Here is a 12,664-nt window from a genome sequence, read left to right as displayed (position 1 = left end):
TGATCTGGCACAACACCACCATCGGGGCACCGAACCCACGATCACTGATCGCCTACGACCATTGAGCAGCCAGAATTTAGGACTCAATCATCTAGCGCCGGGTCGGACTGCCCGACGTCAGCGTCGGGCCGTCGGTCCGTCAGGGGTGGTGTCGACCCGCACCTGGTCGAAGGCGGGAGCGCCGTCGATCGCGTCGGCGGCGACGGCCGTCGACGTGGCGGCGTCCGGCAGGTCGAGGCTGGTCCGCAGGGTGATCGGCTTGAGCAGGAGCGCGGCGATGATGCCGACGACCCCGATGGCGGCGGAGATGAGGAAGATGTGGCCGGTGGCGTCGCCGTATGCGGCCCGGACGATGTCCTGGACCTGCTCGGGCAGGGCGGCGATGTTGAGGTTGCTGCTGCCCGCGCTGCCGGAGGCCGGGATCCCGGCGGCGGTGAGGTCGCGGGTGATCTGGTCGCCGACCCGGCGGGCGAGGACGGCGCCGAGCACGGAGACGCCGATGGTGCCCCCGAGCGACCGGAAGAACGCGACGCTGGAACTGGCCGCGCCGATGTCCTTGAGCGAGACCGTGTTCTGAACGGCGAGAACGAGGTTCTGCATGGTCATGCCGACGCCGACACCGACGGTGAACATGGCGGCGCCGACCAGGACGAGCGACGTCTCGTGGTCGATGGTGCCGAGCAGTGCGAACCCGGCGACGAGCAGGATCGAACCGGCGACGATGTACGGCTTGATCTTTCCGCTCTTGGTGATCAGCCGGCCGGCGACGATGGAGGAGCCGAGGACTCCGGCCATCATCGGGATGGTGAGCAGGCCTGCCTCGGTCGGGCTGTAGCCGCGGCCGATCTGGAAGTACTGGCCGAGGAAGACAGCGCCGCCGAACATGGCCATGCCGACCGCGAGGCTGCCGAGGATGGCCAGCGCGGTGGTGTGCTGGCGCACGATACCGAGCGGGACGACCGGCTCGGCCGCGCGCGACTCGACCCAGACCGCCAGGGCGAGCAGGACGAGCGAACCGCCCACCATGGCCGCGGTCTGCCAGGAGGCCCAGGCGAACGAGCCGTCGACGAAGGAGATCCAGATCAACAACGCGCTGACGCCAGCGGCGATCAGGCTGGCACCCAGGTAGTCGATCTTGACGTTCTCACGCCGGGCGGTCGGCAGGTGCAGGGTGGCCTGGAGCAGGATCAGCGCGATGGCGGCTACCGGCACACCGACGAAGAAGCACCAGCGCCAGCCGAGCCAGGACGTGTCGACGATGAGGCCGCCGAGCAGTGGGCCGCCGACCGTCGCGACGGCCATGACACCACCGAGGTAGCCGTTGTAACGGCCCCGCTCGCGCGGCGGGATCATGGCCGCGATCGCCACCTGGACGAGCGCCTGCAGACCGCCGACCCCGATGCCCTGGAACGCGCGGGCGGCGATGAGCTGGCCGGCGCTCTGCGAGAAGCCGGCGACGACCGAGCCCACCAGGAAGACCACGATGGCGATCTGGATAAGGGCCTTCTTGTTGAACAGGTCGGCGAGTTTGCCCCAGATCGGGGTGGTTGCCGTCGCGGTGAGCAGGGTCGCGGTGACCACCCAGGTGTACTGGTTCTGCGAGCCGTTCAGCGCTCCGATGATTTTCGGTAGCGCGGTCGAGACGACAGTGCTGCTCAGCATCGCGACGAAGAGCACCAGCAGCAGGCCACTGAGCGCTTCCAGTGTCCGCCGATGGGTCATCGGCTCAGCGCCGGCCGTGATGGTGGGTGCGCTCATCGCGCGGCCTCCAGGTTGTCGTTGTCGTTGTTCGCGAGGGCGGTCTCGATGTCGCCGGTGAATCGGCCGAGGGCGGCGCTCAGCGCCGCCACCTCGCCGGGAGTCCAGTCGGCGAGCGCTCGTTCGAGCACCTCGCCGTACCAGCGGTGGCTGTCGGCCAGGGCGGCACGGCCCGCCGGGGTGACCGCCAGGAAGGTCGCCCGCTGTCGGTCGGGTCTGGTCGCCGCTCGACCAGGCCGTGCGCCACGCGCGCCGCTTTCCACGTCTGCTCCCACACGAAAGTTGGTTGCCTCAAGCAAGCATCTACCGATCTTGCCCAGTGTGCAAGTTTGCTCTTCGAGGGGTCGCTCACCCGCCCGTACCCTCGACGACGCGGCACCGCGCTCCCGCCACCTGGCCGCGACCTTCCTGGCTCCCCGCAGAATCCCCAGGGCCCAGTGGGTGGTAGCCAACGGGCGCGGTCTTGACGGAGCGCAGACATCGGAGGTTTACTGCGTCAGCGATACAAGTCGATGCGCCTTGACCATCCATTGTGGTAAGTGGGGCACCTCGGTGACGCGATCGCGATTGGTCGCCACTGCCGCGCCAGCCGTCTCCTGGCGCTGGCGGTAGCGACGCTCCCCCCTCGGCGGGCGGGGAGCACCGGCACGGCAACCCGCACGGCGCAGCGTCGCGCTCCCCGCAGGACGATCCCCACAGGTACGGCACCACCCCGCACCATCTCAGCCGAGCATCGGCGGCCCGGCTCCGTACCACCGCCAACCTCGGCCCCGGCAAGCCCGCACAGCTCCGTGACGCGCGCCTGGGTCGACGCTCAGCAGAGGAGCAAGACCATGCGTTCCCGTCCCCGCCTGTTGGCACTAGTCACCGGCCTGGCCGTCATGCTGGCCAGCCTGGTCGCCCTGCCGACCCCCGCCTCGGCGGCACCCCTGACCAAGGTCCTGGTGTTCAGCAAGACCGCCGGCTTCCGGCACTCATCCATCCCCAACGGCATCGCCGCGATCCAGCAGCTCGGCTCCGCCAACGGCTTCACCGTGACGTCGACCGAGGACGCCGCCCAGTTCACCACCTCCAACCTGGCCCAGTACCAGGCGGTGGTCTTCCTCTCCACCACCGGCGACGTGCTCAACGCCAGCCAGCAGACCGCGTTCGAGTCGTACATCGCCGCCGGTGGTGGCTACGTCGGCGTGCACGCCGCCGCCGACACCGAGTACAGCTGGCCGTGGTACGGCCAACTGGTCGGGGCGTGGTTCGACTCGCACCCGGCGATCCAGACCGCCACCGTACGGATCGAGGACCAGACCAACCCGTCCACCGCGCACCTCGGCACCACCTGGGTCCGCTCCGACGAGTGGTACAACTACCGCACCAACCCCCGGTCCAGCGCGCGGGTCCTGGCCAACCTCGACGAGTCGTCCTACAGCGGCGGCAACATGAACGGCGACCACCCGATCACCTGGTGCAAGGCGTACGGCGGCGGGCGTGCCTGGTACACCGGCCTCGGGCACACCGAGGCGTCGTACACCGACCCGAACTTCACCCGCATGCTGCTCGGTGGCCTCCAGGTCGCCGCCGGCTCGGTGACGGCCGACTGCTCGCCGCGTACCACCACCCCGCCGCCCACCGCCAGCGGCTCCACCCTGCGGGCCCGCGCCAACAACCAGTACGTGAGCGCGCCCAACTCGACCACCGCGCTGATCGCCAACAAGACCGCCGTCGGCACCAGTGAGCGGTTCGACCTGGTCAACCTCGCCAACGGCAACGTGGCGCTGCGCGCCAAGAGCAACAGTCAGTACGTCGCGGCCGAGAACGCCGGGGCCGCCGCGCTGATCGCCAACCGGGCCACCGCGGGTGCCTGGGAGACGTTCCAGCTCGTCCGCAACTCCGACGGCACGGTGAGCCTGCGGGCCACGGTGAACAGCCGCTACGTCTCCGCCGACAACGCGGGCGCATCCCCGCTGATCGCCAACCGGACCTCCATCGGCCAGTGGGAGAAGTTCGACCTGGTCACCACCAACTGACCTGGTCCCCCCGCTCGTTCTCCACCACCCCACCTGGTCGTGGTGCGCCCCCGCGCGCCCGTACCCCGGTCGTCGAGAAAGGACGATCATGCTCTCGTACCCCCGGCGCTGGCCCCGGGCGCTCTTCGCGGCGGTCCTCACCGTCGCGAGCGCGGCCCTCGCTGTGGCTGCACCGTCCACCGCCCAGGCGGTGGTCATCCCCGCCTCCGACTATCAGCAGGTCAAGCTCGCCACCGGCTCGGCCGAGCTGGGCGAGGCCATGTCCCTGGCCGTGCTGCCCAACCGTTCGGTCCTGCACACCGCCCGCAACGGCGTGCTGCGGGTGACCGACGTGGCCGGCAACACCAAGGTCTCCGGCACCCTGTCCGTCTACACCCACGACGAGGAGGGGTTGCAGGGCGTCGCCGTCGACCCCAACTTCGCCACCAACCGGTGGATCTACCTGTACTACTCCCCCACGTTGAGCACGCCGTCCGGGGACGCGCCGACCACCGGCTCCCAGACCGACTGGGACCGGTGGAAGGGGCACCTGCGGCTGTCCCGGTTCACCCTCAACAGCGACGACACGCTCAACCTAAGCAGCGAGAAGATCGTGCTCCAGGTCGCCAACGACCGTGGGCAGTGCTGCCACGTCGGCGGTGACCTGGACTTCGACGCCGCCGGGAACCTGTACCTGACCACCGGCGACGACACCAACCCGTTCGAGTCGTCCGGCTACGCGCCGCTGGACGAACGGACCAACCGCAACCCGCAGTTCGACGCCCAGCGCTCGGCGGGCAACACCAACGACCTGCGGGGCAAGGTGCTGCGGATCAAGCCGCAGTCGGACGGCACGTACACGATTCCGTCGGGCAACCTGTTCGCCCCCGGCACGGCCAACACCCGTCCGGAGATCTACGCGATGGGTCTGCGCAACCCGTTCCGGATGAGCGTCGACAAGGCGACCGGCGTCGTCTACCTCGGCGACTACGGTCCCGACGCCGGGTCCACCAATTCCAGCCGCGGCCCGCAGGGTCAGGTCGAGTTCAACCGCATCACGGCGCCCGGCAACTACGGCTGGCCGTACTGCACCGGCAGCAACACGAGCACCGAAACATACAATGAATACACCTTCCCGTCCGGGCCGTCGCAGTCGAAGTACAACTGCACGGGCGGGCCGACGAACAACTCGTTCCGCAACACCGGGCTCACCACGCTGCCCGCGGCGAAGCCGGCCTGGATCAAGTACGCCGGCGACTCCGGGTCGCCGTCGGAGTTCGGCAGCGGCTCGGAGTCGCCGATGGGCGGGCCGGTCTACCGGTACGACGCGTCGCTCAACTCCAGCATCAAATTCCCGCAGTCGCTCAACGGCCAGTTCTTCGCCGGCGAGTACGGCCGCCGCTGGATCAAGGCCATCGCGGTCAACGCCGACGGCTCCCGCGGGGAGATCTCCAACTTCCCGTGGACCGGCACCCAGGTCATGGACATGGCCTTCGGCCCGGACGGCGCCCTGTACGTGCTGGACTACGGCACCGGCTCGAACAACCAGGCGCTCTTCCGGATCGAGTACATCGGTGGCGGCAACCGCAGCCCGATCGCGGTCGCCTCGGCGAACCCGACCTCGGGGGCCAACCCGCTGACTGTCAACTTCTCGTCGGCCGGCAGCTCCGACCCCGAGGGTGGGGCACTCAGCTACCTGTGGACCTTCGGTGACGGCACCACGTCCACGGCGGCGAACCCCACGAAGACGTACACCACGAACGGCACGTACTCCCCCACCCTGAAGGTCACCGACCCGGCCGGCCTGTCCGGAACGGCGAGTCTGGTCGTCACCGTGGGCAACACCGCCCCGACGGTGACGCTCACCGCGCCCGCCGACGGGCAGTTGTTCACCTTCGGTGACACGGTGCCGTACACGATCTCGGTGAGCGACCCGCAGGACGGCACCATCGACTGTTCCAGGGTGAGCCTGACCTACGCGCTGGGCCACGACAGCCACGCCCACCAGATCACGTCGAAGACCGGGTGCAGCGGCTCGATCACCCTGCCGACCGACGGTGAGCACGACTCGGCCGCCAACATCTACGGGGTCTTCGACGCCGCGTACACCGACAACGGCGGGCTGACCACGCACAGCATCAAGACCCTGCAACCGAAGCACCGCCAGGGTGAGCACTTCGGCGCCCAGTCCGGTGTCCAGGCCACCGACCACACCAACGCCGAGGGTGGCCGCACGGCCGGGTTCATCGAGAACAACGACTGGATCTCGTACCAGCCGTACAACCTGTCCAACGTCAACCGCATCACCGTACGGGCGTCGTCGGCCGGCGCCGGTGGCACGATCGAGGTCCGGGCCGGGTCGGCCACCGGCACCCTGCTGGGCACCGTCACGGTGCCGGTGACCGGCAACTGGGAGACGTTCGTCGATTCGTCTGCCACGATCAGCAACCCGCCCACCGCGTCGACCACGCTGTACCTGGTGTTCAAAGGTGGGTCCGGCTACCTGTTCGACGTCGACGCGTTCACCTTCACGACCGGCACCAGCACCACCACTCCGGTGACCACGCTGCGCGCGCAGATCAACAACCAGTACGTCTCGGCGGTCGGCACCACCGCGCTGATCGCCAACAAGGCGAGTGTCGGCACGACCGAACAGTTCGACCGGGTGGATGCCGGCAACGGCGCCATCGCCCTGAAGTCGCGCTCCAACGGGCTCTACGTGTCGGCCACGAACGCCGGCGCCGCAGCGTTGGTCGCCAACGCCACGTCGATCGGATCGTGGGAGACGTTCCAGCTCATCACCAACTCGGATGGGACGGTGAGCCTGCGCGCCACGGTCAACAACCAGATCGTGTGCGCCGAGAACGCCGGGGCGGGATCGCTGATAGCCAACCGCACCTCGGTCGGCGCGTGGGAGAGGTTCATCCTGACCACCAGCTGACAAGTGGTGGGGCCCGGTCTGGTCGGTGGCCAGACCGGGCCCTACCGCGTGAAGTAGGCGGCGCTCTCCGGGTCCGCCGGGTAGTAGGACTCCACCGCGATCTCCTCGATGGTGATGTCCATCGGGGTGCCGAAGGTGGTGATGGTGGAGAAGAGCCGCAGCTCACGCCCATCGATCCGGACGATCATGGGGAGCACCACGTCGGCGTCGACCGCTCGTCGGCTCGTCGGCTCGGCGGGCAGCGGGTTCAGCAGTTCCTCGTAGAGCGCGGCGAGCTCCGCGTCGGGAGCGGCGGCGAGCTGGCGCGAGATCCGGCTGCGGAACACCGCCCGCACGTCCGCCAGGTTGACGACCAGGGGGGCGAGCCCGCGCGGGTCCAGGCCCAGCCGAACCAGGTTCACCGGCGGCCGCAACAGGTCGGGGGCCACGTGCGCGAAGAACGGGTCGACCGCGCGGTTGGTCAACACGATGTTCCACCGGCGGTCGAAGACCAACGCCGGGTACGGTTCGTGCGCCCGGAGCACCCGGCGGACCGCGTCGAGGGCGCCGGACAGGGCGGTGTCGTCGAGCGGACGCTGCGCGTACCGGGGCGCGAAGCCGGCGGCGAGCAACAGCTGGTTGCGATCGCGCAGCGGCACGTGGAGCTGGGCGGCGAGCCGCAGGATCATGTCGGCGCTCGGCGTGGACTTGCCTGTCTCGACCAGGCTGACGTGCCGAGCCGAGACATCAGCGGCGATGGCCAGGTCGAGTTGGCTGAGCCCGCGACGCTTGCGCCACTGCCGCAGCAGCTCCCCGACCGCATACACGATCATGAGCCTACTCATCGTCGCCCGGGACGCCATGAAGTGCGATGTCATCGACAACCACCCGGGCCGGGGAAACACTGGCGCCCATGACCACCGAGAACAAGAGCATCGTCGGACGTGCGTTGGCTGGGCTGATCGATACGGGCGACGTCGACACGCTCGCCTCGTCCCTCAGCGAGGACTTCATCCATCACCGGTCGGATTCGACGACGTCGACAAAGGCGCAGTGGCTCGCCGCGGTCCGTGCGGCACTGGGCCCGACCGCCGGCATGCAGGTCGACATCCTGCACCTGCTGGCCGACGGTGACCACGTCGTGGTGCACTCGCGGCGCCGGCTCCCCGATGCGGGGCCGGAGATTGTGGTGGTCGACGTGCTGCGGATCGCCGAGGGGTTCATCGCGGAGGTGTGGGAGATCATCGAGCCGGCCGCCCAGGCAGCCGCCAATGGGGCGTGGTGGGACTCGGCTGCCGGTGCGCGTGGCTAAATCGGGAACCGGCCGTGGCGCCAGTGCCAGTGGCGCCCGGCTTGGAGGTGGTCGATGATCGCGCGCTGGAGCACGGTGCGGCGCGGCAGCTCGTCCAGCGGCGTACTCAGGGTGCGGAACCCGAACCGCAGCACCTCGATGTCGGCGTCCGGCCCCGCCGTCTCCTGGTAGGGCTCCAGCTCGAACCGGCGCTGGAACCGCACGATGTTGGAGTCTTCGGGGAGGTACTCCCGCAGCTGCGGGTCGAGCAGCCACGAGGCGCAGGAGAACGCAGTGTACTGCTCGTCGGGAAAGTGGCGGGGAAAGAACGCGCGGGCCTCGTCGAGCGACGCGTCGACCGCCTGCGGCGTCAACGGCCCCGAATCCGGGATGTGCAGGCCGATCGCGCCGTCGCCGCGCTGGTGCTGGAGCCGGCCCAGCTCGTAGACGCTGCCGCGCGAGTGCAGCGTCAACCAGCTCTGCATGATCGGCCAGCCCTCACCGCGCATCCGTCGGTCGATCGCGAGGTTGCGGCCCAGGTCGGCGAGGGTCGCCCAGGACACGGTGTCGGGGATGTCGTGCTCGCGGTGGTACGCCCGGACGACGTCGACCATGGCCAGGTACGCGTACACGTAGAGATGCCGCCAGGCCAGCCCTCGATCCCGGGGCAGCTCCGGGCCGGGCGGCAGCCACTCGTAGCCGGTGAAATCGGCACGGACCAACGCGATCGAACGGTCGAGCAGCCAGCGCAGCTCGGTCGTCCACAGCGGAGAGTCGGGGTCGGGCCAGCCGGCCATGATCTCGGCGGCGTCGTCCGGCGGTACGGCGAGCCGGTCGAGGATCGCGGGCGCGTCGGCCTTGGCTGGCAACGGCGCTGACGGTCCGTCCCCGGCGAGCCGGTGCACCCGGTCGACGTCCTCGACGGGCACCCCGAGCCGGGCGGCGATGTCGTCCAGGTCCACGCCGACGACCCTACCGGCCGGCGGGCATTTCAGGAGTCCGCCGGAACTCCGGCGTCGAGTTGCCCGATCATCGGCGCGAGGAGGTCGTTGAGCTCGCGGGCCAGTACCGCCACGGCCCGGCGCGCGGCCGCGGCGACGTCGTCGTCCGGACCGGCGGGCGTCGGCGGCAGGTCGCCGAGCGGCACCGGCGCCTCCACCTGGAGCAACGCACGCAGATGCGGGCGGCGCGTCTGGTCCTGCTCGGTGGGTGTGGTGAACTGGCCGAACAGTTGCGGCCAGTTCTGCCAACCACGGTCGCGCTGCCACTGCTTGGTCCAGGTCAGCTCGGCCGGCCAGCGGGAGGCCACGGTCACCGCGCAGACCAGGCTGCCGTCCCACGGGCTGCGCGCGCAGCTCGCCGAGATGATCCGGCGGTGCCAGCGGACGAAGCCCGGTGACAGTTCGGTGGCCAGCCGCCAAGCCGTCACCGCGAACGCCACGGGTGCGAAGTCGCCCCAGGCGTCGGCGAACTCGTCGATCCGACGAAACACCTCGGCCTCGTACCGGCCGCGCCCGTCGGCGCCGTGTTCGCGGTCGAACTGCTCGTCCAGCCAGAAGGCGCGCGGTTCCGGCATCTTCAACCCCGTTTCACAGCGATGGTGTTCCGTACCTCCAACCTATGCGAATGCCGGGGTCACGGACGCCATCCTCGCCCGTTGTCAACCTGCGCATCGACGAGGTGGCGGCAATCCGCTCAGCCGACGAAGACGCAGAAGGGATGCCCGGCCAGGTCGGCGTACACGCGCAGCGGCTCGTCCGGGTCGTCGACGCGGTCGTACAACAGCCGGCCGCCGAGGCGCAGCACGCGCTCATGCTGGACCAGCACCAGCCAGTCACGGCCGCGTTCGTCGGTCTGGCCGGCCGCTGGCGGTTCGTCACCGGGCCGGTAGACGAAGCCCAGTAGCTGTCGATAGAACTCCGCCAGCGCCCTCGCATCGGTGCAGTCGAGCACCACCGAACACAGCTTGGGCACGCTCTCCTGGTCAACCACGCTCGATCACCTCCGGGTGCCATTCTGGGCGAACCGCGTCGTCGGCGCAGCGGCAGCGGCTTGACAACCAGCCGGTTCCAGAGTGGACGATGCACCGTGCGAATTCTTGTGGTGGGTGGCAGCGGCCTGATCGGCGCGCACGTCGTGGAGGTGCTCCGGGAACGTGGTCACGCCGCGACCACTGTGGCGCGTACCGCCCAGCCGGGCGTCGACCATCTGCTCGATGTCGGGTCCGCCTCGATCGAGGAACTGCGGCCGTTGCTCGCCGGTCACGACGGCGTCGTCTACGCCACCCGCACGGACGAGCAACGGCCGCTGCCCAAGCCGATCTATCCCGAGTTCCGTCGCGACAACGTCGACCCGGTCGTACGCCTGTTCACCGCCGCCCGCCTCGAAGGGCTCACCCGGGGCGTCGTGATGGGCTCCTACTACACCTACTTCGACCGGCTCCACCCGCAGTGGCGCCTCGCCGAACGGCACACGTACATCCGGTGCAGGCTGGAGCAGGCCCGCGAGGGGCGGGCCGCCGCCGGCGAGGGCCTACCGGTCGCCGTACTCGAACTGCCCTTCGTCTTCGGTCGGGCCGGCGACCGACTGCCCAACTGGGCCGGTCCGCTGGACCGGTGGGCCCGCTCGCGTACCCCACTGGTCGCCCCGACCGGCGGCAGCGCCGCGGCCTCCGCGCGCAGCGTGGCCGAGGTCGCGGTCGACGCCCTGGAGCAGGCCAGTGGAACGGACATCCCGGTCGCCGACGAGAACCTCACCTGGACCGACATGATCGGGCGCATCGCCGAGTCGGTCGGTCGGCCCCGCCGGGTCGTCCGGCTGCCGGCCGGCGCGGCACGCACGGCCCTGCGGCTCGGCGGCGCGTTGCAGGCCCTCAGTCGCAAGGAGTCCGGGATCAATCCCACCTACCTCGCCGGCCTCCTGCTCGCGGAGTTGTTCATCGAGCCGACGACCGGCCGCGCGCTGGACGCCGCACTACGTGAAACCTTCCCTAGCTCTTCGACGCCGGTGGTCGCGCGAGGTACGCCGTCTTGATGTCGGCGGAGAACCCGCAGGCGCGGTAGAACGCGTGGGTAGCCGGGTTCCGCGACCCCGTCATCAGCATCGCCTTGTAGCAGCCGGCGTCCCAGGCGGCCTGGAGCGTGCCGGCCATGATCTGCCGACCCAGACCGGTGCCCCGCCGGGATTCCTCGACGACCACGTTCTCGATGACGGCGTACGGCGACGCCGACCGGGTGAGGTTGGGGATCACGTTGAGGTACGTCGTGGCGACGACAATCCCATCCAGGTCGAGGACGAAGAGACTCAGCCCGGGTGTGTCGAGGATCCGCTGGTAGGCCGCCGCGTCCGAGCCGTCGTCCAGCACCGGATCGTCCGGGTTCAACTGTCCGTAGAGACGGATGATCTGGGCCAAGTCAGCTGACCGAGCCGTACGGAACATGCCGTGAGCGTAAGCCAGGCGTCGCGTCCGAGTGGGCTCGCGCTGCGCCGCTCCGATACCACCTAACGGTCGACGCGTCTCACGCTGCGATAGACCGCGGTGATGAGCAGGAAGAGCGTGCCAACGAGCACGATGGTGATCACGGCGTTGACCACCACGGGCAGATCCTGAACCAGGTACTGCTTCACGTAGTTGCAGCCGAGAATGACGGGGACATAGATCCACCAGGGTGCCCACTTGCCGTTCTGTCGCTCTTCCCCGCGCACGGATGACCTCTTCCGACCTTGGTGTCAGGGCCCCGCCGCCGCGCGGCGACGTTGCATCAACCCTGGCCTGAGAGTCTGGCCGAGCCATCGACCTGGGGAACGAAAGCGGTGTCGTCACTTCGTACTACGAAGCGGTGGACCGACTTCAACCCCACCCACAGGGCGGGCTACAGGGCCGCGCAGCCGGGTGATCACGTCCTCGATGTCGTCGACCGCCATGCTGAATCTCCCTACTCAGGTGCGGTCACGACGACCGCATCCTCCCCGAAGACGGAATCACACGGCCGTTCTCGGCATGCAGAGCCGTGTCTAGTGGCGCTGCCCCTCGTATCGTCCAGCGACAGCCGGGCCGAGGTCGGCCGGAAGGTGGGCGACCGCGAGCGCCACTGCCTCCGTGGCGGTTGCGGTCTCGCCGAGTACCTCGCGACGTCCCCAGACCTGGAAGTTTGAGCGCGAACCATGCGCGCTGAGACTGACCGGGCTGGGCGAGAACGGATATCCGGTGGTGATGGAGAAGTTCACAGTGGAGTGACTGGTGTACGGGTACAACTGCCGTAGCCTCGGCTCGTTGTAGGCCGCCTCGATCAGCGCCGTCTGGTTGGGCCAATCGGCCTCCTCGGTGCGCTGCCTGAGCCACTGCCATTCGGCCGCCACCACTCCCGCCGGGCCTTGCTCCACGACCTCGCCGCGGCGAGTCAGCACGACGAATGGCAGCGAGCGCCTGATGTCGTGCAACGGCGTGCCGGCACGCCAGTCGTGCGCCGCCCGGACGACTCCGACCAGGTCGTCGGTGTCGCCAACGATCAACTGGATCCCCTGCCCCCAGCCTTCGAATCTGAAGTGGCGTTCACCGGTGCTCGCACTCACCGTGAGGTCGTCGCGAACTGAGGACTCACTAGATGACTGAGTCCCAAATCTGAGCTGGTGAGGCGGTGGTCGTACCGCATAGGGAAGGGTGTCGTTGTCTGCTCGTGACTGCTGACATCGACA

At 69.2% G+C, this 12,664-nt stretch carries 13 protein-coding genes; 4 read left to right on the top strand and 9 right to left on the bottom strand.

Annotation, left to right across the window (positions count from 1 at the left end; all coding sequences use genetic code 11):
• Positions 1-117: 117 nt before the first annotated feature.
• Both ABZU52_RS29500 and ABZU52_RS29495 read right to left on the bottom strand, forming a co-directional pair.
• Entirely contained in the window at positions 118-1,758 is a 1,641-nt protein-coding gene (locus tag ABZU52_RS29500) for an MDR family MFS transporter (protein ID WP_354974222.1), read from the bottom strand.
• The gene (locus ABZU52_RS29495) at positions 1,755-2,021 is read right to left on the bottom strand and encodes a hypothetical protein (RefSeq protein WP_354974221.1); all 267 of its coding nucleotides are present in this window, start codon (positions 2,019-2,021) and stop codon (positions 1,755-1,757) included. Before ABZU52_RS29495 ends, ABZU52_RS29500 begins: the two co-directional genes overlap by 4 nt.
• Before the next feature lie 570 nt (positions 2,022-2,591).
• Between ABZU52_RS29495 and ABZU52_RS29490 the strand changes: the two genes are divergently transcribed.
• Positions 2,592-3,779 carry a ThuA domain-containing protein gene (locus tag ABZU52_RS29490; protein WP_354974220.1) on the top strand — a complete coding sequence of 396 codons (1,188 nt, stop codon included), beginning with the start codon at positions 2,592-2,594 and terminating at the stop codon, positions 3,777-3,779.
• 88 nt (positions 3,780-3,867) lie between these two features.
• Positions 3,868-6,699: a PQQ-dependent sugar dehydrogenase gene (locus ABZU52_RS29485; protein WP_354974219.1), complete on the top strand. Its 2,832-nt coding sequence runs from the start codon at positions 3,868-3,870 to the stop codon at positions 6,697-6,699.
• A 41-nt stretch (positions 6,700-6,740) separates the two neighbouring features.
• Here ABZU52_RS29485 and ABZU52_RS29480 read toward each other — a convergent pair whose 3' ends face one another.
• Complete coding sequence (locus ABZU52_RS29480) at positions 6,741-7,511, bottom strand: helix-turn-helix transcriptional regulator (protein ID WP_354974218.1); 771 nt, start codon at positions 7,509-7,511, stop codon at positions 6,741-6,743.
• Between the two features lie 80 nt (positions 7,512-7,591).
• Between ABZU52_RS29480 and ABZU52_RS29475 the strand changes: the two genes are divergently transcribed.
• On the top strand, positions 7,592-7,990 hold the full coding sequence (locus tag ABZU52_RS29475; protein ID WP_354974217.1) for a nuclear transport factor 2 family protein: 399 nt from the start codon (positions 7,592-7,594) through the stop codon (positions 7,988-7,990).
• On the opposite strand, the gene ABZU52_RS29470 is transcribed toward ABZU52_RS29475, so the two are convergent.
• The 3 genes from ABZU52_RS29470 to ABZU52_RS29460 form a co-directional block, all read right to left on the bottom strand.
• Positions 7,987-8,931 (bottom strand): acyltransferase domain-containing protein, encoded by a 945-nt coding sequence (locus ABZU52_RS29470; RefSeq protein ID WP_354974216.1) that lies wholly within the window; start codon positions 8,929-8,931, stop codon positions 7,987-7,989. The genes ABZU52_RS29475 and ABZU52_RS29470 overlap by 4 nt on opposite strands.
• A gap of 29 nt (positions 8,932-8,960) precedes the next feature.
• Positions 8,961-9,545, bottom strand: a complete 585-nt coding sequence (locus tag ABZU52_RS29465) for a hypothetical protein (RefSeq protein WP_354974215.1) — start codon at positions 9,543-9,545, stop codon at positions 8,961-8,963.
• A 119-nt stretch (positions 9,546-9,664) separates the two neighbouring features.
• Positions 9,665-9,961: a VOC family protein gene (locus ABZU52_RS29460; protein WP_354974214.1), complete on the bottom strand. Its 297-nt coding sequence runs from the start codon at positions 9,959-9,961 to the stop codon at positions 9,665-9,667.
• A 96-nt stretch (positions 9,962-10,057) separates the two neighbouring features.
• On the opposite strand from ABZU52_RS29460, the gene ABZU52_RS29455 reads away from it, so the two are divergent.
• Entirely contained in the window at positions 10,058-11,002 is a 945-nt protein-coding gene (locus ABZU52_RS29455) for an NAD-dependent epimerase/dehydratase family protein (protein WP_354974213.1), read from the top strand.
• Here ABZU52_RS29455 and ABZU52_RS29450 read toward each other — a convergent pair.
• From ABZU52_RS29450 to ABZU52_RS29440, 3 genes are all read right to left on the bottom strand, one after another.
• Positions 10,959-11,408, bottom strand: a complete 450-nt coding sequence (locus ABZU52_RS29450; protein WP_354974212.1) for a GNAT family N-acetyltransferase — start codon at positions 11,406-11,408, stop codon at positions 10,959-10,961. The two genes, ABZU52_RS29455 and ABZU52_RS29450, sit on opposite strands and share 44 nt — an antisense overlap.
• A gap of 62 nt (positions 11,409-11,470) precedes the next feature.
• Positions 11,471-11,674 carry a hypothetical protein gene (locus ABZU52_RS29445; RefSeq protein ID WP_354974211.1) on the bottom strand — a complete coding sequence of 68 codons (204 nt, stop codon included), beginning with the start codon at positions 11,672-11,674 and terminating at the stop codon, positions 11,471-11,473.
• Positions 11,675-11,983: 309 nt separating this feature from the next.
• The gene (locus ABZU52_RS29440; RefSeq protein WP_354974210.1) at positions 11,984-12,541 is read right to left on the bottom strand and encodes a DUF6193 family natural product biosynthesis protein; all 558 of its coding nucleotides are present in this window, start codon (positions 12,539-12,541) and stop codon (positions 11,984-11,986) included.
• Positions 12,542-12,664 lie beyond the last annotated feature (123 nt).

Source organism: Micromonospora sp. NPDC005220 (assembly GCF_040607895.1).
Classification (GTDB): Bacteria; Actinomycetota; Actinomycetes; order Mycobacteriales; family Micromonosporaceae; genus Micromonospora.
The sequence above is the reverse complement of the archived record's forward strand: the minus strand, read 5'-3'. Positions and strand labels throughout refer to the sequence as shown.